The following is an 18827-nucleotide window of genomic DNA, read 5'->3' as shown; positions in this document are numbered from 1 at the left end:
CGGGCCGTCAGGAGTCGGCGCCGTCCGGACCGCCGTTCTCGGCAAGCCATTTGGCGGCGGTCTCGGCCAGCTCCGCGTCCCGTCCGGCGAGCATGGTGGTGATCATCTTGACGTCGCCGCGCAGCGACCACGCCGGATGCCCGAACGTCGCCGGATTGTTCTTCTCGATCAGGAAGTGGGCGGGCCACGCCGTCCCGTACCCGATCAGCGGCAGCGCCGCCGCGTACCGCCGCCGGCCGCGGGCCAGCCCGTAGCCGGTGACGGCGAGGCCGGTGAGCGTGCCTGCCAGGTGCACCCACCGGGTGGCGGCCTTGGAGTGCATCGCCACGTAGTAGGGCCAGAACTCCTCGAAGGAACCGAATGTCTGCTTCGCCATTACCGCAGAGTAGCGCCGGGTCTGGACGCTGTCAGGGGTCCCTGCTATGGTCTTCTCGTATTGAGAATTACTCACCTTGAGAAGAACAACTCGGGTGCGGCGACGCGAGGGGACGACATGACGGACGACGTGGCAGCGCCGGGTGCGGCGGGGGAGGCGGCGCGGCGTGAACGGGACTTCCTGGACAGCTACGATCCGCGCGCCTTCGACCCGATCGCCGTCACCGTCGACGTCGTCGCCCTGACGCTGCGCGCCGACCGGCTGCACGTCCTGACCGTCGAGCGCGGCGGACCGCCGTTCGCGGGGGAGCGGGCACTGCCCGGTGGATTCGTCCGCGCCGGACGCGAATCGCTGGACGAGGCGGCGGCCCGCGAACTGGCCGAGGAGACCGGTCTCGACGCCGCGGCGCTCGGCCGCGTCCACCTCGAACAGCTCGGCTCCTACGGCGGCCCGGACCGCGACCCGCGCATGCACGTGGTCTCGATCGCCTATCTCGCCTTCGCGCCCGGTCTGCCCGATGCCACAGCGGGCAGCGACGCCGCGGGCGCCTCATGGACCCCGGTGGAAGCAATCTTCCCGCAGGGGCAACCGCGCCACGCACCCCGGCGTCCCTTCGAGCAGGGTCGGCGGCCCGGAACCTACGGGGGTGGTACCGGCCGCCGGCCCGGTCATCGGGCAAGCGCCCAAGCGCTCGCCTTCGACCACGACCGCATCCTCGCCGACGGGCTGGAGCGGGCCCGCGCCAAGATCGAGTACACCCCGCTGGCCACGGCTTTCCTCGGCGAGAGCTTCACCATCAGCCAACTGCGGGCGGTCTACGAGACGGTGTGGGGCGCGCCGCTGCACGCGGGCAACTTCCACCGCAAAGTGCTGTCCGTACCGGGCTTCGTGGAGTCCACCGGTGAAACCGACAACCGCCCCGGCGGGCGTGGCGGCCCCCGCGCCCGCCTGTACCGGGCCGGCGACGCCCGCTTGCTGCATCCGGCACTGCTCCGCCCCGACCGGGAGGAGGACGTCCGATGACCACGGGACCGATACGCACGCACAGCGCGGCACCCGCCGACGACGCGATCCGTACCTTCGACGCCGCCCTCGCCGCCCTCGACGCCGACTTCCCCGCCGACCCCCACGAGGCCGTGCGCCACTTCCGCCGTCTCGCCCGGCTGCTCCACCCGGACGCGGCCCCGCCGGGGCGCGCCGCCGAGGCCGCCGCCGCCTTCGCCCGGCTTTCCGCCCGCAGGCGCGGCGCGGACGGCGGGCACACGGACCACGGACGGGTCACAGTCACCACCGCGCGGCGCAGCTACGTCCTGGGTGACGTCCTGGCCACCGGCGACCTCGCCGTCCTGCGCGCCGCCCACTACGACGAGGACGGCGACCGGCGGGCCGCCGTGCTCAAGATCCCGCTGCGGCCCCGCGACAACGACCTGCTGGAACACGAGGCCGACGTCCTCGGCCGCCTCGACACCGTCGCCGAACGGCGGCACCGCGCGTACGCGCCCCGGCTGATCGAGAGCTTCCGGCACCGGGACACCGACGGTGTCGAACGCCGGGTCAACGCGTTCGCGCCGCTCACCGGCTTCCACTCGCTCGCCGAGGTCGCCGCCGCCCACCCGGACGGGCTCGACCCGCGCGACGCCGCCTGGATGTGGCGCAGGCTGCTCACCGCACTCGGCTGGGCCCACCGGGCGCGCCTCGTGCACGGCGCCGTCTTCCCCGAACACATCCTCGTCCACCCGGAGTTGCACGGCCTGGTGCTCGTCGACTGGTGCTACGCGACCGCCGTCGGCACCCATGTGCCGCTGCTGGTCGACCGGCACCAGGACGCGTATCCGCCCGAGGTGCCCGCCCGGCGGCCCGCCACACCGGCCACCGACATCCACCTCGCCGCGCACTGCCTGCGGACCCTCATGGGGGAGCGGGCGCCCGGACCGATGCGGGCCTTCCTGCGGGCCTGCGTCCTGCCGTCGCAGGCCGCCCGCCCGCAGGACGCGTGGCAGCTGCTCGCCGACCTCGACGGCCTGCTGGAACGGCTCTACGGGCCGCGCACCTTCCGGCCGTTCGCCATGCCGCCGTCCTGACGCTGCGTCAGAACGCCGCCTTCGCCGCGCGCCGCGGCACACCACCGACCACCCGACACATCACCCGACGCCACATCACCTGATCTCCGAGGGGGAACCACCATGGGCAGCGGAAGCTGGTCCACCAATGTCTACGACGCCGCCGCGCGCTACCGCGCCGGCTCCGGCACGGGCGCCTTCGCCTACAGCGACCGCGTCACCGGCTCGTCGCCGCGCTCCAGTTGGGCGGCCCACCCGTCGCTCGACCCCAAGGGCCTGACGCTGCGCGAGAGCCGCGACTCCGCCGAGCACCCCACCTCGCTCGCCATCGCCGTCCTCTTCGACGTCACCGGCTCCATGCGGAAGGTCCCGCAGGTGCTCCAGACCAAACTGCCCGAGCTGTTCGGCCTGTTGCTGCGCAAGGGCTACACCGAGCACCCGCAGGTGATGTTCGGCGCGGTCGGCGACGCCACCTGCGACCGGGTGCCGTTGCAGATAGGCCAGTTCGAGTCCGACAACCGGATGGACGACGACCTCGGCAACATCCTGCTGGAGGGCGGGGGCGGCGGCCAGATGACCGAGTCCTACGAGCTGGCGCTCTACACCATGGCCCGGCACACCGCGCTGGACTGCCACGAGAAGCGCGGCCGGCGCGGCTACCTCTTCCTGATCGGCGACGAGATGCCGTACGGCAAGGTCAAGGCCCGCGAGGTGCGGGACGTCCTCGGCGAGCACATCCCGCAGGACATCCCCATCACCGACATCCTCACCGAACTCCAGCGCACCTACCACGTGCACTACATCCTCCCGGCCGGTTCCTCGTACGTCGGAAACCCCGAAGTCCTCGGACTGTGGCGGAAGCTGCTCGGGCAGAACGTCATCGAGCTGGACGACCTGGACGCGGTCTGCGAGACGATCGCGCTCACCGTGGGGCTCGGCGAGGAGGCCATCGACCTCGCGGCGGGCCTGGCCGACCTGGCCGACGTCGGCTCGGCCGCGGGCCAGAGCGTCGGGAAGGCGCTCGCGGGACTCGACCGGAAGCGGCGTACGACCGGTGCCCGCGGCGCCGCGCTCGCCGTCTCCGACGCGCCGCTCACCGACGGCGCCGCCGGACCCGCCACCACCACGCGGCTGTAGTGGCCGCCATGCCCGCCGACCGCCGCACCCCGCGCGAGGCGACCACGAGCAGCGCGAGGAATGCGATGGACGCGGCGCACGCATCGGCCACGGCGCACGCGTCGGACGCGGCGCACACGATCGTCGTGGACCTCGGGTTCGGCGACGCGGGCAAGGGTGCCGTCGTGGACCGGCTCTGCCAGGACGGTACGGTCCAGGCGGTCGTCAGGTTCAACGGCGGCGCCCAGGCCGCGCACAATGTCGTCACCGCCGACGGCCGCCACCACACCTTCGCGCAGTTCGGCTCCGGCACGCTGCGCGCGGTGCCCACCCACCTGTCGCGGTTCATGACCGTCGACCCGCTCGCCCTGTCCGCCGAGGCCGACCACCTGCGCACCGTCGGCGTCCCCAACCCGTACGCGCTGCTGACCGTCGACCGCGCGGCGCCGCTGGCCACCCCGTACCACGCCGCGGCCAACCGGCTGCGCGAACAGGCCCGCGGCGCCGAACGGCACGGCTCCTGCGGGATGGGCGTCGGGGAGGCCGCCCGCTACGCGCTCGCCCACCCAGGCGACGCGCCGACCGTCGGTGACTGCCTGTCGCGCACCCGTCTGCTGCGCCAACTGCGGCTGCTGCGCGACCGGTTGGCCGACGAACTGGGACCGCTGCCCGCGCCGCCCGTCGAGGACTGCGCGGACGTCTTCGCCGCCTTCGCCCGTGCCGTCACCCTCACCGACGGCGCCGCGCTGCACGCCCTGCTGCGCCGCGGACGCGTGGTCTTCGAAGGCGCCCAAGGCGTCCTGCTCGACGAATGGCACGGCTTCCACCCGTACACCACCTGGTCCACCACCACCTTCGCCAACGCCGAGACGCTGCTGGCCGAGGCGGGCGCGCCGCGCTCGGCGCTGCGCCTCGGCGTGGTGCGCACCTACACCACCCGGCACGGCCCGGGGCCGCTGGTCACCGAGGACCCGGAACTGACGCCGCTGCTTCCCGAGCCGCACAACGGCCACGGGCGATGGCAGGGCGCCTTCCGCACCGGTCACTTCGACGCCGTCGCGCACGCCTACGCCGCCGAGGTCTGCGGGGGAGTGGACGCGCTGGCCGTCACCCACCTCGACGCTCCCGGCCGCGCCCGGGGGCTGCGGATCTGCCGCGCCTACGGCATCGACGGACACCTGGTGGAACGCCTGACGCCCGGGCCGCCCGGCGACCTCGACCGGCAGGCCGCCCTCACCGCCCGGCTCCGTACGGCCAGGCCCGCCCTGTGGGACACCCCGGGGCGCGACCCGCGCCGCTGGTCGGCGGCGATCGGCGCGGCACTGGGCGCGCCGGTGCTGCTGGAGTCCTCCGGGCCGACCCGGCAGGTCCTGCGTCGGCTTCCCGCGGCGTCCCCGGGCGGGACTCCCGTCAAGGCCGCGCCTCCTGCCGCCGCCCTCCAGTAAAGTCCCGCCGTGGCCAAGGACTCTCACTGCTCGTCATGCGGCGCGCCCTTCGGCGCCGCCCCCGGATGGCCCCGCACCTGCGGGAACTGCGGGGCCGTCAGCTACCGCAACCCCCTGCCGGTCGCCGTCGCGCTGCTCCCCGTCCGCGGCCCGGGCGACGCCCCGGACGGCCGCGGCGGCGGACTCCTCGTCATCCGCCGCGCCATCCCGCCGAGCATCGGCGAACTCGCCCTGCCCGGCGGCTTCATGGACGTCGGCGAGAGCTGGCAGCGGGCGGTCGTCCGCGAACTGTCCGAGGAGACCGGCATCGAGGTGCCCGCCGCCGAGGTCACCCTCGCCGACGCGCTCACCGACGAGGACGGCGGCTATCTGCTGCTCTTCGGCCTGCTGCCCGCGCTGGACGCGGCCGACCTCCCGCCGTCCGCCCCCACCGACGAGACCGAGGGGCATCACATCCTGGCCGCAGCCGCCGAGTTGGGCTTCCCGCTGCACACCCTCGCGGCCCGCCGCTGGTTCGACGGCGCCTACGACGCGCTGCCCCGCACCCGCACCCGGTAGCCCACCGGCTCGGCCGAATCCGCCCCGTCCCGCTCCACCACGACCTCACCGCCGGCCCACCGGGTGGTGAACCGTTCCATCCGCGCGCTCTCCCAGCCGTCCGGGTCGCCGGTGAGGACCACACCGCCGCCGGCCCGGCCGAGCCGCGGCGCCCACACCTCCAGTTCCGTCGCGCCGTCCGCCCCGGTCACCGGCAGCAGGGAACCCGCCCGCGCCAGCACCGGGATCCGGCCCAGCGGCGCGTCCAGCAGCACCTGCCCGGGACCGCGGTGCCCCCGGCCGGTCGCCGTGTCGTACCACAGGCCGCGCGGCAGCCGCACCGCCCGCGTCACCGAACCCGGCTCCAGCACCGGCGCCACCAGCAGCGCGTCGCCCAGCAGGAAGGCGTCCCCGTTCTCGCGCAGCGCCCGGTCGCCCGGCGCGTTCCACCACAGCGGACGCACGTACGGGGCACCGGTGCGGTGCGCGATGTGCGCCAGCGACTCCAGATACGGCAGCAGCCGCATCCGCTCGGTCAGCGCGGCCCGCGCGTGCTCCAGCACCTCGGGGCCGAACTCCCACGGTTCGCGCCGGCCCGCGGTGATCGCCGAGTGGGTGCGGAAGAACGGCAGATACGCGGCCATCTGGAACCAGCGCAGGTACAGCTCGGGCGACGGCGAGCCGGTGAAGCCGCCCACGTCCGGGCCCGAGTACGGCACCCCGCACAGGCCGAGGCCGATGACCAGTGCCAGCGAGGCGCGCAGCCCGGACCAGCCGGTCGCCACATCGCCGGACCAGGTGCCGCCGTACCGCTGCATGCCGGCCCAGCCGGACCGGGAGAAGAGGAACGGCCGCTGTTCCGGGCGCAGTTCGCGCAGACCCTCGTAGCCCGCGCGGGCCATCGCCAGCCCGTACACATTGTGCGCCTCGCGGTGGTCGCCGCCGCGTCCCTCCAGGGAGTGCCGGGCCGAGCGCGGCAGCGTGTTCTCGCCGAAGGACGCGAAGGACACCGGCTCGTTCATGTCGTGCCAGAACCCGGCGAAGCCCTGGTCGAGCCGCTCGGCGTACAACCGGCCCCACCAGGACCGCACTTGGGGGTCGGTGAAATCGGGGAAGGCCGCCGTGCCCGGCCACACCACGCCGTGCACCTCCTGGCCGCGCGCGTCCTTGACGAACGCCGCCTCCCGCGTGCCGCTGTCGTACACCGGCACGCCCGGCTCGGCCTTCACCGCGGGGTCGACGATCGACACCGTACGGATCCCCTCGTCCGCCAACTCCGCGGCCAGCCCGGGCAGATCGGGGAAATGCCGCTTGTCGACGGTGAAGACCTTGTGGCCGTCGAAGTGGTCGATGTCCAGGTGCAGCGCCGACAGCGGAAGTCCGTGCTCGCGGTAGCCCGCGACGACCCGCCGCACCTCCCGCTCGCTGCCGAAGCCCCAGCGCGAGTGGTGGTGGCCGAGCGCCCAGCGCGGGGGCAGCGCGGGCCGCCCGGTCAGCGCGGTCCAGCGGTTCAGGACCCGCGACGGCGTGCCGGTGATCACCCAGTAGCGCAGTGGCCCGCCGTCCATCCGCAGTTCGCTGCCGCCCGGCCGGTCGTGCCCCGAGCCCGCGCCCTCCTCGCCGTCCCGCAGCGTCACCCGGCCGTCCCAGGTGCTGTCGTGGAAGATCAGATGACAGCCCGCGTCGGCCACCACCAACTGCACCGGCATCGTGATGTACAGCGGGTCGTCACCGGGCTCGAAGGAACCGTCCGGATCGGTGTTCCACAGCCGGTAGCCGCCGGCGGGCAGCCGCGGCCCGACGGCCCGGCCGCCGAGCCCGTACACCCGCGCGTCCGCCGGGGTCTCCGAGCGCTGCACCCAGCGCGAACCGGCTCCGGGCGCGCCGCCGGTCGGCTCCCACCAGCGCGGCGGCAGCTCCCTGCGCAGCAGCACCCCGCCGGGCGTGCGGATCTCCACCGCGCCGTGCGGCGAGACCAGCACCGTCACCCGCTCGGACACCACCCGCCAGCCGTCCTTGTCCGGTTCCAGGACCGCCCGCAGATCCGCCTCGGGCCGCCCGTCGGCCAAGGCGTACGAGGGATCGGGGTCCGCGCCGTCCCAGCTGCAGAAGACGGCGCCGCCGACCGCCACCCGCACCCGCAGCACCGAACGGGCGAACCGCACCCGGCCGCCGCCCGGCAGTGACTCCGCCTCCTGTGCCGCACCCGGCACCCGTGCCCGCTCCGTACCGCGCCGCGGCAGATCCCTGGCGTCGGTGCGCTGCCGCCGCCACGCCGAGGCGGTGGCACGCCATCCATCGGCGGAACCCGCCGTCCGCACCGACCGCAGCAGGTCCCGAGCATCCATGCCCTAAGCCTTCCATCGAAACGGCCGCTCGCGCCGCCCGTTCAGCCGGTGTTCACCTGGAGGGGGCGGTGCCCGACCCGCGCCGGTTGCCGCCGCACACCGGATCCGGCCCCCGCACGTGACCCGGATCACCCCGCGCGACCGGCCGCACCGGGCCCGCACGGGCCCGTACCCGCGGGCCCGTCCGCGCCCCGCCGCCGCGCCCCGCCGACGGACCCTGGCGCCGAAGACGATCACATGGCATCGTCCTGCCCAGGACCGTGGCAGGACATTCCGCCCGCCGCGGACCGCCGCCGGCGATCAGAAGCCGAGCCGCAGACCAGTCGCACACACGCAATGACGCGTACCGTCCGGGAGCCGCAGATGACCGCCACGCCCGAGCCCGACCGCACCCCGGAACCCCTGTGGACCCCGGGCCCCGAGCGGATCGCCCGCGCGCAGGTGACCCGCTTCCAGGACTGGGCGGCGCGCACGTACGACGCCCCCGGCGCCGTACCCGGCGATCCGGCCGCGAGCTACCACGCCCTGCACGCCTGGTCGGTCCGCGAGCCCGGGACCTTCTGGCGCGCCATCACCGACTGGTACGACGTCCGCTTCACCACCCCGTACGAGTCGGTGCTCGCCGACGCCTCGATGCCCGGCGCCCGCTGGTTCCCCGGCGCGACACTCAACTACGCCGAGCACGCGTTGCGCCCGGCCCTCGACCCGGAACGCGCCGCCACGCCCGCGCTGCTGCACCTGGACGAGAGCCACGAGACCGGCACCGTGACCTGGGCCGAACTGAGCCGTCAGGTCGCCTCGCTCGCCGCCGCCCTGCGCCGCCTCGGCGTCACCCCCGGCGACCGCGTCAGCGGCTATCTGCCCAACATCCCGCAGGCCGTCGTCGCCCTGCTCGCGACCGCCGCCGTGGGCGGCGTCTGGACCTCCTGCGCACCGGACTTCGGAGCCCGCAGCGTCCTGGACCGCTTCCAACAGGTCGAGCCCGTCGTGCTGTTCACCGTCGACGGCTACCGCTACGGCGGCAAGCGGCACGACCGCACCGACGTCGTGACCGAACTGCGCGCCGGGCTCCCCTCGCTGCGCGCGACCGTGCACATCCCGCTGCTGGGCACCGCCACCCCCGAAGGCGCCCTGGACTGGGCGGAACTGACCGCCGACGACCCGCAACCGGCCTACGAGGCCGTGCCGTTCGACCACCCGCTGTGGGTGCTCTACTCCTCGGGCACCACAGGACTGCCGAAGGCGATCGTCCAGTCGCAGGGCGGCATCCTGCTCGAACACCTCAAGCAGACCGGCCTGCACCTCGACCTCGGCCCCGACGACCGCTTCTTCTGGTACACCTCCACCGGCTGGATGATGTGGAATTTCCTGGTCTCTGGGCTGCTGGCCGGCGCCACCGTCGTGCTCTACGACGGCAGCCCCGGCTACCCGGACACCGCCGCCCAGTGGCGCGTCGCGGAGCGGACCGGCACCACCGTCTTCGGCACCTCCGCCGCGTATGTGATCGCCTGCCGCAAGGCCGGCGTCCACCCGGGCCGGGACACCGACCTGTCCGCCGTGAAGTGCGTGGCCACCACCGGCTCGCCGCTGCCGCCCGACGGCTTCCGCTGGCTGCACGACGAGGTCAAGGAGGACCTGTGGATCGCCTCGGTCAGCGGCGGCACCGATGTGTGCAGCTGCTTCGCCGGCGGCGTCCCGACGCTCCCGGTCCACATCGGCGAACTGCAAGCGCCCTGCCTGGGCACCGACCTCCAGGCGTGGGACGCGCAGGGCCGGCCGGTCGTGGACGAGGTCGGCGAACTGGTCGTCACCAACGCGATGCCGTCGATGCCGGTCCGCTTCTGGAACGACCCGGAGGGCACCCGCTACCGCGAGAGCTACTTCGAGATGTTCCCCGGCGTGTGGCGGCACGGCGACTGGATCACCCTCACCTCGCGCGGCACCGTCGTCATCCACGGCCGGTCGGACTCCACCCTCAACCGGCAGGGCGTACGCATGGGTTCGTCCGACATCTACGAGGTCGTGGAACGGCTGCCGGAGATCCGCGAGTCGCTGGTGATCGGGATCGAACAACCCGACGGCGGCTACTGGATGCCGCTGTTCGTGCAGCTCGCCGACGGCGCCGTACTGGACGACGGGCTGCGCGACCGGATCCGGACCGCGATCCGCGCCCAGCTCTCCCCGCGCCATGTGCCCGACGAGGTCATCGCCGTCCCCGGCGTTCCGCACACCCTCACCGGCAAGCGCATCGAGGTCCCGGTCAAGCGGCTGCTCCAGGGCACCTCGCTGGACAAGGCCGTCAACCCCGGCTCGGTGGACGACCTGGACGTCCTGCGCTTCTACGAGCGGCTCGCCGCCGACCGGGCGGACGGCCGCTCGTAGAAGGCCGGTTCAGGAATTCCCCGACGGGCCGTCAGCCGGTGTAGCTGGCGAAGATCTTGGAGAATTCATAGGGCGCCTGGGAGATGTTGGTGCACTTGTAGAGGGCGCCGGTGCAGGCGTTGGCGTCCCGGCCCTCCTCCCAGAAGGAGAGCATGCCCAGGTGCTTGCCCTTGGCGAAGGTGACGAGCTGCCGGGCGTCGTCCTGGTTGTAGACATGCCCGTCGTCGTTCTGGCCGAGCATCGGCGTGATGCCGACCATCGCCCACAGCTGCGCGTCGGACTTGCCCGGGTAGGCGGACTTCAGCTGCGAGAACAGGCTGTTCGCCGCCTGCACGGCCGCGTCGCCGTAGTCGACGTTCTGGTAGTAGTCCATGGCCATGGCGTTGACCAGGTCGAGGTTGACGCCCGCGTTCTTCGCGGCGTTGAGCACGTTCAGCCCGTTGGCGTCGAGGCCGGTGGGCAGCACGGGCAGTGTCAGCGAGATCCGCAGTCCCGGGTGCGACTGCTGGAGCAGCGCCAGGGCCTGCGAGCGCAGGGCGATGGACGCGGGCTCCGCGACCGCCGAGCCCTCGATGTCGAAGTCGACGTAGGACAGGTTGTACGCGTCGACCACCGCGCCGTACTCGGCGGCCAGCGCGCTCGCGGAGCCGCACGCCTGGGCCAGTTCGATGCCGCTGGCGCCGCCGAAGGAGACCTTCACGTCCCCGCCGGCCGCCCTGATCGCGTCGATCTGGTCCTTGGCCCACGCCTGGCGCGGGTCGTAGGCGTTGAACCACGACGCCTTGCAGCCCGCCGAGGTGACGAACGCCAGGGTGAAGCTCTTCAACCCGCTCGCCTGGGACATCGCGGTGAGGCTGGGCGTCGGCCAGGCGCCCATGTCGACGTAGGGCGCGGTGCGGATGGTGCCCGGGTTCGGATTCCCGCCGCCCCCGCTGCTGGTGGTGCCGCTGACGGCGGCGCTGTACGCCGAGGTGTTGCCGGCCGCGTCCTTGGCGCGGACCCGGAAGGAGTAGGCGGTGGACGCCGCCAGACCGGTCGCGGTGTACGAGGTGCCGGTCACGGCGACCGGTGCGCCGCCGCCGACGGAGACCTCGTAGCCCGCCACGGAACCGGAGTTGTCGGTCGAGGCGGTCCAGTGGACGGTCAGCGAGGAGCTGGTGGGCGAGCCGACGGTCACGCCGCCGGGCACCGACGGGGGAGTGGTGTCGGCTCCCCCGCCGCCGCCCGCGTCGCACGAGGCGCCGTTCAGCTTGCAGTTGGCGGGGACCGCGCTGCCGCTGCCGACCCAGCCGAAGACGGCGGAGGCGCCGGGGGCGAGCGTCCCGTTGTAGTCCCGGTTGGTGAAGGTGTAGTGCGTGCCGCCGGAGCCGGCGGACTGCGTCATCAGCGTGTCCCAGTAGCTGCCGACGCTGCTGCCGGAGGCCAGGTCGAATTCGACCTTCCACGAACTGATCGTGGCGCCGCTGCCGTTGGTGATCGTGTACTGGCCCTGGTAGCCGCTGCCCCAGTCCGAGGTCTTGACGAAGGCGGCGCCGATACCGCCGGCCGCCGTCGCGGGAGGAACGAAGAACAGCACGAGTGTGCCGAAGAGCGCGAGGAGGAGAGTGAGGGATCTTCGCATGCCGGACTCCCTTTGGTCTGTACCAATGTCGACCGAGATCTGGATACTTGACCGGCGGCACACGCGTCAATAGGGCCCGCACGTATCGCTGATGCACCATCAACATCGTTTGGCACAGCGGGAGATGGCCGAAGATCGAGGCTTTCAACCTCCGTAGGTGCTCGAGCTCTCGGAGAGGACCTCCGCGAAATCGGCGGCGAGCGCGGTGGCCTCCGTCACCGCGAGGTCCGCGACCGTGATCCGTACGCCGGGACCGGTGGCGATCCGGAAGCGCGCACCGCCCGCGACCCACCAGCCGTGCGACCGCAGCCCGTTGACGACCGCGGCCTCGTCCCGCACCGGCACCCAGACGTTCATCCCGCTCACCCCGGCCGCCGCGATGCCGTGCCCGGCGAGCGCGGCAAGCGCCGCCTCGCGCCGCTCGGTGTACGCCGTCCCCGCCGCCGCCACCAGCGCCGTCGTCGCCGGGTCGGTCATCAGCCGGGCCACCGTCTCCTGGAGCACATGGCTCACCCACCCCGACGTCAGCAGCATCCGGCCGTCGTGCCGGGCGAGCGTCGTCGCGTCGCACGCCATCGCCGTCCACCGCAGATCGGTGCCCAAGTGCTTGGAGACCGTACGGATCTGCGCCCACCGCGCCGGCCCGGCCGCGCCCGCGGTGGTCAGCGAACGCAGCGGGCCGCCCGCGGTGTCGGCGCTGTGGTCGTCCTCGACCACCAGCACCTCCGGCGCCCCGGCGAGCACCGCCAGCAATTCCTCCCGGCGCGCCGCCGACACCCGCGACCCGTACGGATTCTGCGCCCGCGGACACAGTACGACCGCCCGTGCACCGGCCCGCAGCGCCGACCGCAGCGCGTCGGGCCGTACGCCCTCGTCGTCCACCGCGACCGCCACCGTCCGCAGTCCCAACGCCGGTACGAGGTCGAGCAGATGATGGAAACCGGGATCCTCCACCGCCACCGCGTCCCCCGGCCGCAGCTCCACCGACAGCAGCCGCGACACACAGTCCAGCGCGCCGTGCGCGAAGGTCACATGCGCGTCCGGCACACCGTCCCTGCGGAACCAGGCCCGCGCCAACTCCTCCAATTCCGGCAGCCGTGGCGAGGCGCGGTGCGAGCGGGCACCCGGCGACAGCCGTCCCGGCGGCACCAGATCCGGCAGGAAGGCCGGATCGGGATGACCGCCCGCCAGATCCCGCAGCCCCTCGGGCACCCGGGGCGGTCGCCGTGAGGCCGCCGTACTCACCGCGGGAGCCGGCGCGACCACCGTGCCGCCCCGCCCCCGCGTCACCACGATCCCGCGCCGCCGCAGCTCCTTGTACGCGGTCGCCACCGTTCCCGGGCTCACCCCGAGCGTCCCGGCGAGCGTCCGTACCGGCGGCAGCGCGTCCCCCGGCCGCAACCCGCCGTCGGAGACCGCCCGTTCGGCCGACGCGGCAATCTCCCTGGCCGTCGTCCCGCTGATCGCATATTGTGTCACCACAGAACACATTATGTATCAATACAAAGGCGAACGGCAAGTCGCGGAGCACGGAACGCGGACGGCCGTTCGGGAACGAGGGGGAGCCGACGCGATGCGGATACCGATACAGCTGCCGCCGATACCGGGCGGCCCGGACGGCCGGCGGATGCTGTGGATCAATCTGATCGACAAGACCGGTTCCGGGCTGTGGGTCGCCGTCACCGCCCTCTACTTCGTTGTCATCGGCGGCCTCGGTACCGCGCAGGCCGGACTCCTGCTCGGCCTCGGCGGCGCCGCGGGCATCGCGGGCGCACCCGTCGCGGGACGCCTGGCCGACCGCCTCCCGCTGACCCGCGTGCTCTTCGCTGTCCAGCTCCTGCGCGGCGCGTCCAGCCTGCTGCTGCTCCTCGCCCACGGATTCTGGCAACTCCTGCCGCTGGTCGCCCTCGGCAGCTTCGGCGAACGCGCCGCGTCCGTCCTCACCAAGCTCTTCGCCGCCCGCGTCGCCGGACCCGAACGCGCCCGCTACCAGGCCGTACAGCGCACGGTCGTCAACGTCGGCTACACCATCGGCGGCCTCGGCGCCTCCGCCGCGCTCGCCATCGGCACCAGCACGGTCTACCGCGCCCTGCTCCTCGGCGACGCCCTGTCCTTCGTCCTCGTCGCCGCGCTCGTCGCCCGCTGCGCGGAACCGCCGTCGGCGAGCAGAACGGTCACCGGACACCTCGCCGCCGCGCCGCCCGTACCCGGCCACGTCCCACCGGTCGCCAACCCGTGGCGGGACCGCGGCTATCTCGCCTATGCCGCCCTCGACTCCGCGATGTTCCTCTACGGCTGCGCGCTGAGCGTCGGCATGCCGCTGTGGATCATCACCCGCACCGACGCGCCGCACGGCCTGGCCGCCGCGATCTTCGTAGTCAACACCGTCATCGTGGTCGCCTTCCAGGTCAGGCTCTCGCGGTACGGCAGAAGCCCGCGCGTCGCCGCCGACTCGCTGCGCCGGGTCGCCGTGTGGTTCCTGCTCTCCGGCGCCGCCACCGCGACGGCCGTCGTCCACACCCGCTGGACCGCGACCGCGGCCGTCCTCGCCGCCGCCGTCGCCTTCACCGTCGTCGAGATGATCCAGTCGGCCGTCTCCTGGGAACTGTCCGTCGCCCTCGCTCCCGACGACGCGCAGGGCGCCTACGTCGGTGTGCACGGCCTCGCCCAGTCCACCTCCCGCTGCATCGGACCGCTCCTCATGACCTCCGTCGTCATCGCCACCGGACCGGCCGGCTGGATCGCACTCGGCGCCGTCCTCGCCGCCGCGGCCTTGCTCCAGCGCCGCCTCGTGCTGCGCCGGCTGGGCGGGCTGGAGCGGCCGACCGGGCGGACGGCTGGCGATGCAGGCACCGCCGACGCCGGCACGGAGCCGTCATTGTCAGTGCCTCCGATTACGGTGAGTGAGCACTAGGGATCGTCGGGATCCCCGTTGCCACGTCCGAGGGGGAAGCATGTCCAGCACCACGAACCGCACCGCCGCCCGCCGTACCGACCGCCGCCGGTCCACCGCCCGGTCCACTGTCCGGCCACGTCACAGCGCCGCCCACCGCCGGGCGCTGCGCCGCGAGGCCGCCACCGTCGTGGCCCTGCTCCTCGACGAGGCCGACTTCGCCGCCATGACGGAGTATCAGACCTTCGCCTTCGACGACTACCCACGGTATCTGCACGCTGTGGACGCCTTCCTCCGCCATCTGCACGCCCAGGGCAGCCACGTGGCCGTCACCCTCTTCGACCCCGACGGCTATGCCGCCTACTGCACGACGACCCGGCAGCCACCGGACAGCGCCACCACCCGCACCCGGTACACCGCGGAAGCCACCGCGGCGGGTCCCGCCGTCACCTACACCCGGCAACCCGTCTCCCTGCTGCGCGCCCAACTCGCACACGAAGCCGACCGGCGCGCCACGTGGGAGAGTGCCACCGACGCCCTCACCCGCGCCGGCACCTGCCCCGACTGCGGGCAGGACGTCGCCCACTGCACCTTCGACCGCGCCTCCGACACACTGCTGCGGCTCGTCGAGACGGTCGGCCCCGGCCGCCATCACATCGTGTGCAGCCTCCCCTCCGACGACGGCCCGCTGCTGGCCGCCGTCCATGTCGAGGCCGACACCGACGGCATGGTCCACCTCGCGGAGAACGACGCGCTCGTGCTCTGTACGGTCATGGCCGCGAGCACCGCCACCGGCCGCGCCGGCGGTGTCGTCCTGCGCACCACCCACACCGACGAACGGCCCGACGTGGTCCGCGGCTGGTCCCTGCACGACGGCACCCTCCACCCGCTCACCGAGGCGGAGGTCTTCAACGCCTACTGCACCGATGCGGCCACCGGAGACCCCGTGCCGCCCGAGCCCGGAGTCGTCTACCAGGCGGGACTCCCGCTCCCGCCACCCCGCATCGACCACACCGGCTGAGCACACGGAGGAGACCAACGACCCCTGGCTGCCGGGAGACCGGGATGCCGGGACATGAGGACACCGGGACGCCAGGGCATCACGGGCGCTCCGCCCGGGCCGGGAACGCGAAGGGCGCCCCAACCGCACACGGATGGAGCGCCCCTTCCCGGCCACCGGCCGGACCGCCTCACTCGCCGGACAGCACGCCCTGCGCCGCCCGCCGGGCCTCGTCGGCGCTGTCGGTCGCCCGCGCCGCGGCGGCCGCACGCTCGCACTGCGCCAGCGTGTACTTCGCCAACGTCGCCCGCACATACGGAATCGACGCCGCACCCATGGAAAGGCTGGTGACACCGAGGCCGGTCAGCACACACGCGAGCAGCGGATCCGCCGCCGCCTCACCGCACACACCACAGCTCTTGCCCTCGGCCCGCGCGGCGTCCGCGGACGCCGCCACCAGGTCGAGCAGCGCGGGCTGCCAAGGGTCCTGCAACCGCGACACCGCACCGACCTGCCGGTCCGCCGCGAAGGTGTACTGCGCCAGGTCATTGGTGCCCAGCGACAGGAATTCGACTTCCTGGAGGATCGACCGCGCCCGCAGAGCGGCCGACGGGATCTCCACCATGGCGCCGAACTTGGCCCGCAGACCCGCCTCGCGGCACGCGTCGGCGAACGCCTTCGCGTCCTGACGGTCCGCCACCATCGGCGCCATGACCTCCAGATACACCGGAAGCCCCTCCGACGCCCTGGCCAGCGCGGTCAGCTGCGTCCGCAGCACCTCCGGGTGGTCGAGCAGCGACCGCAGCCCCCGCACGCCCAGCGCCGGGTTCGGCTCGTCCGCGGGCGTCAGGAAGTCCAGCGGCTTGTCGGCGCCCGCGTCCAGCACGCGGACCACCACACGCCCCTCGGGGAACGCCTCCAGCACCTGGCGGTACGCCTCGACCTGCTTGTCCTCCGACGGCGCCTTCGCGGAATCGTCCAGGAACAGGAACTCGGTACGGAACAGACCGACACCCTCGGCACCGGCCGCCACGGCCGCCGGCACATCGGCGGGCCCGCCGACATTCGCCAGCAGCGGCACCTTGTGCCCGTCCGACGTCGCACCCGGACCCGACGACGCGGCCAGCGCAGCCTTCCGCGCGGCGGCGGCCTCGGTCAGCGCCGTCCGCTTCTCCTCGTTCGGCTCGACGAACACCTCACCGGTGCTGCCGTCGACCGCGATGGTCGTGCCCTCGGCCAACTCGCCCGCGCCGGGCAGCGCCACCACGGCCGGCACACCCAGCGCCCGCGCGAGAATCGCGCTGTGACTGGTCGGCCCGCCCTCCTCGGTCACGAAGCCGAGCACAAGGGTCGGGTCGAGGAGCGCCGTGTCTGCGGGCGCCAGGTCCCGCGCGATCAGCACATACGGCTCGTCGCTGTCCGGGACGCCCGGCATCGGCACCCCGAGCAGCCGCGCCACGATGCGGTTCCGCACGTCGTCCAGGTCCGCGACCCGACCGGCCAGATACTCGCCCGCGCCCGCCAGCAGCGCCCGGTACGAGGCGAAGGCGTCGTACACCGCGCGCTCGGCCGTGCTGCCCACGGCGATCCGGCGCTCGACATCCGCCAGCAGCTCGGGGTCCTGCGCCATCAGCGCCTGAGCCTCCAGCACCGCCTGCGCCTCACCACCCGCGAGATGACCGCGCGCGGTCAGATCGGCGGCCACCGCCTCCACGGCCTGGCGGGCCCGCCCCTGCTCGCGCGGAGCGTCGTCCGCCGGAATCTGCTTGGCAGGCGGCTCCAGAACAGCGGTGCCCATGTGCCGTACCTCGCCGATCGCCACACCGTGGCTGACACCGACGCCTCGCAGCGTTGTCTCCATCTCACCCGTCTCCGGTCGATGCGGCGGGCATTGGCGCCGCCGCGTTGGTTTCGTGCCCCCGCTGGCCTCACTCCTGGCAGAGCGCGGGACTACTTCCAGGTGAAGAGGGTGCCGCCGGCCTCGATGTCGCCGCTCTCCGCCACCTCGCCGAGCGCCTCCGCGGTCGCCTCCAGCGCCACCACCGGGCACACCGGCGACTTCCCGGCCTCCTCGACGGCCGCCGGGTTCCACCGGATGACGTCCTGACCACGGGTCACGGTGTCGCCCTTGGCCACCAGCAGTTCGAACCCCTCGCCATTGAGCTGAACGGTGTCGATGCCCAGGTGCGTCAGCACCCCGTGCCCCTCGTCGTCCACGACGGCGAACGCGTGCGGGTGCAGGGATACGACGACTCCGTCGACGGGCGAGACCGCCACGGTCGGCCGGCGTACGGGGTCGATGGCCGTGCCGGGACCCACCATGGCCCCGGAGAACACCGGGTCGGGCACAGCCGCGAGTCCGATGGCCCGTCCGGCCAGGGGAGAGGAAACGGTCGTCATGGGAAGCCTCCTGTATGCGGAGCTCAAGACGCCGTCACTGCCTGTCACCGGACGGCGAAGCCGCGAGAGCAGCCTAAGTCATGTCAAGTATGGATTCCGCCCGAGCGGATCCGACCACGAGGTGATCGTTCCCGGTCATCCACTCCGTCATACGACCACACTCAGCCACCGCGACCGGAACGGCCGCCGTCGATTTGCTCCGGGCGGGGGAGTCCAGTACGTTGGCACAACCGCCTCGACGAGACCCGCGGAAACGTGTGTGCTCGAAACGGGGTTGGTAATTCCGACGGAAAAGCTTCTGCTAGAGTCGGAGACGCGAAGGGAAAGCCCGGAGGGGCCGGTGAAACGGTTCCGATGGAAGCTTCCGTTCCTTGAGAACTCAACAGCGTGCCAAAAGTCAACGCCAGATATGTTGATACCCCGTCTCGTTTGTATCGGGACGAGGTTCCTTTGAAGTAACACAACAGCGAGGACGCTGTGCACCCGGGGATTATTCCTCCTCGTGGTGCCGCTCTTCCTGTGATGCGAATAAGCATTCACGGAGAGTTTGATCCTGGCTCAGGACGAACGCTGGCGGCGTGCTTAACACATGCAAGTCGAACGATGAACCACTTCGGTGGGGATTAGTGGCGAACGGGTGAGTAACACG

General features: G+C 72.9%; 14 protein-coding genes and 1 rRNA gene. 9 read left to right on the top strand and 6 right to left on the bottom strand.

What is annotated here, in order from left to right; translation table 11 throughout:
* Nucleotides 1-7: 7 nt before the first annotated feature.
* Nucleotides 8-376, bottom strand: a complete 369-nt coding sequence (locus BM076_RS26485; RefSeq protein WP_093716222.1) for a DUF962 domain-containing protein — start codon at nt 374-376, stop codon at nt 8-10.
* A 117-nt stretch (nt 377-493) separates the two neighbouring features.
* Between BM076_RS26485 and BM076_RS26480 the strand changes: the two genes are divergently transcribed.
* From BM076_RS26480 to BM076_RS26460, 5 genes are all read left to right on the top strand, one after another.
* The gene (locus BM076_RS26480; protein ID WP_093716221.1) at nt 494-1399 is read left to right on the top strand and encodes an NUDIX hydrolase; all 906 of its coding nucleotides are present in this window, start codon (nt 494-496) and stop codon (nt 1397-1399) included.
* Complete coding sequence (locus BM076_RS26475; protein WP_093716220.1) at nt 1396-2457, top strand: protein kinase family protein; 1062 nt, start codon at nt 1396-1398, stop codon at nt 2455-2457. Before BM076_RS26480 ends, BM076_RS26475 begins: the two co-directional genes overlap by 4 nt.
* Before the next feature lie 102 nt (nt 2458-2559).
* Entirely contained in the window at nt 2560-3573 is a 1014-nt protein-coding gene (locus BM076_RS26470) for a hypothetical protein (protein ID WP_093716219.1), read from the top strand.
* A gap of 8 nt (nt 3574-3581) precedes the next feature.
* The gene (locus BM076_RS26465; RefSeq protein ID WP_245796398.1) at nt 3582-4997 is read left to right on the top strand and encodes an adenylosuccinate synthetase; all 1416 of its coding nucleotides are present in this window, start codon (nt 3582-3584) and stop codon (nt 4995-4997) included.
* A gap of 9 nt (nt 4998-5006) precedes the next feature.
* Nucleotides 5007-5555: an NUDIX domain-containing protein gene (locus tag BM076_RS26460; RefSeq protein ID WP_093716218.1), complete on the top strand. Its 549-nt coding sequence runs from the start codon at nt 5007-5009 to the stop codon at nt 5553-5555.
* On the opposite strand, the gene BM076_RS26455 is transcribed toward BM076_RS26460, so the two are convergent.
* Entirely contained in the window at nt 5522-7882 is a 2361-nt protein-coding gene (locus BM076_RS26455; protein WP_093716217.1) for a glycoside hydrolase family 31 protein, read from the bottom strand. The two genes, BM076_RS26460 and BM076_RS26455, sit on opposite strands and share 34 nt — an antisense overlap.
* A 363-nt stretch (nt 7883-8245) precedes the next feature.
* Here BM076_RS26455 and BM076_RS26450 point away from each other — a divergent pair, with 363 nt between their 5' ends.
* Nucleotides 8246-10264 (top strand): acetoacetate--CoA ligase, encoded by a 2019-nt coding sequence (locus BM076_RS26450; protein WP_093716339.1) that lies wholly within the window; start codon nt 8246-8248, stop codon nt 10262-10264.
* A gap of 31 nt (nt 10265-10295) precedes the next feature.
* Here BM076_RS26450 and BM076_RS26445 read toward each other — a convergent pair whose 3' ends face one another.
* Both BM076_RS26445 and BM076_RS26440 read right to left on the bottom strand, forming a co-directional pair.
* Nucleotides 10296-11885 (bottom strand): cellulose binding domain-containing protein, encoded by a 1590-nt coding sequence (locus tag BM076_RS26445; protein WP_093716216.1) that lies wholly within the window; start codon nt 11883-11885, stop codon nt 10296-10298.
* 144 nt (nt 11886-12029) lie between these two features.
* The gene (locus tag BM076_RS26440; RefSeq protein WP_093716215.1) at nt 12030-13367 is read right to left on the bottom strand and encodes an aminotransferase class I/II-fold pyridoxal phosphate-dependent enzyme; all 1338 of its coding nucleotides are present in this window, start codon (nt 13365-13367) and stop codon (nt 12030-12032) included.
* A gap of 91 nt (nt 13368-13458) precedes the next feature.
* Between BM076_RS26440 and BM076_RS26435 the strand changes: the two genes are divergently transcribed.
* Together BM076_RS26435 and BM076_RS26430 are read left to right on the top strand one after the other, a co-directional pair.
* Nucleotides 13459-14799, top strand: coding sequence for an MFS transporter (locus tag BM076_RS26435; protein WP_245796396.1), 1341 nt, complete (start codon nt 13459-13461; stop codon nt 14797-14799).
* 40 nt (nt 14800-14839) lie between these two features.
* A complete protein-coding gene (locus BM076_RS26430; RefSeq protein ID WP_245796394.1) occupies nt 14840-15799 on the top strand; it encodes a hypothetical protein in 960 nt (319 codons plus the stop codon).
* A gap of 169 nt (nt 15800-15968) precedes the next feature.
* On the opposite strand, the gene ptsP is transcribed toward BM076_RS26430, so the two are convergent.
* The gene (gene ptsP / locus BM076_RS26425) at nt 15969-17639 is read right to left on the bottom strand and encodes a phosphoenolpyruvate--protein phosphotransferase (protein WP_093716214.1); all 1671 of its coding nucleotides are present in this window, start codon (nt 17637-17639) and stop codon (nt 15969-15971) included.
* Nucleotides 17640-17728: 89 nt separating this feature from the next.
* Nucleotides 17729-18178: a PTS sugar transporter subunit IIA gene (locus BM076_RS26420; protein WP_093716213.1), complete on the bottom strand. Its 450-nt coding sequence runs from the start codon at nt 18176-18178 to the stop codon at nt 17729-17731.
* Between the two features lie 535 nt (nt 18179-18713).
* Here BM076_RS26420 and BM076_RS26415 point away from each other — a divergent pair.
* A 16S ribosomal RNA gene (locus BM076_RS26415) occupies nt 18714-18827 on the top strand; the annotation flags it as partial.

It is taken from the genome of Actinacidiphila alni (assembly GCF_900112845.1).
GTDB lineage: Bacteria > Actinomycetota > Actinomycetes > Streptomycetales > Streptomycetaceae > Actinacidiphila > Actinacidiphila alni.
The sequence above is the reverse complement of the archived record's forward strand: the minus strand, read 5'-3'. Positions and strand labels throughout refer to the sequence as shown.

Bases quoted from the DNA above. Each gene is read 5' to 3' on its own strand.
- BM076_RS26485 (WP_093716222.1), bottom strand. From the start codon at position 376: ATGGCGAAGCAGACATTCGGTTCCTTCGAGGAGTTCTGGCCCTACTAC.
- BM076_RS26480 (WP_093716221.1), top strand. From the start codon at position 494: ATGACGGACGACGTGGCAGCGCCGGGTGCGGCGGGGGAGGCGGCGCGG.
- BM076_RS26475 (WP_093716220.1), top strand. From the start codon at position 1,396: ATGACCACGGGACCGATACGCACGCACAGCGCGGCACCCGCCGACGAC.
- BM076_RS26470 (WP_093716219.1), top strand. From the start codon at position 2,560: ATGGGCAGCGGAAGCTGGTCCACCAATGTCTACGACGCCGCCGCGCGC.
- BM076_RS26465 (WP_245796398.1), top strand. From the start codon at position 3,582: ATGCCCGCCGACCGCCGCACCCCGCGCGAGGCGACCACGAGCAGCGCG.
- BM076_RS26455 (WP_093716217.1), bottom strand. From the start codon at position 7,882: ATGGATGCTCGGGACCTGCTGCGGTCGGTGCGGACGGCGGGTTCCGCC.
- BM076_RS26450 (WP_093716339.1), top strand. From the start codon at position 8,246: ATGACCGCCACGCCCGAGCCCGACCGCACCCCGGAACCCCTGTGGACC.
- BM076_RS26445 (WP_093716216.1), bottom strand. From the start codon at position 11,885: ATGCGAAGATCCCTCACTCTCCTCCTCGCGCTCTTCGGCACACTCGTG.
- BM076_RS26435 (WP_245796396.1), top strand. From the start codon at position 13,459: ATGCGGATACCGATACAGCTGCCGCCGATACCGGGCGGCCCGGACGGC.
- BM076_RS26430 (WP_245796394.1), top strand. From the start codon at position 14,840: ATGTCCAGCACCACGAACCGCACCGCCGCCCGCCGTACCGACCGCCGC.
- ptsP (WP_093716214.1), bottom strand. From the start codon at position 17,639: ATGGAGACAACGCTGCGAGGCGTCGGTGTCAGCCACGGTGTGGCGATC.
- BM076_RS26420 (WP_093716213.1), bottom strand. From the start codon at position 18,178: ATGACGACCGTTTCCTCTCCCCTGGCCGGACGGGCCATCGGACTCGCG.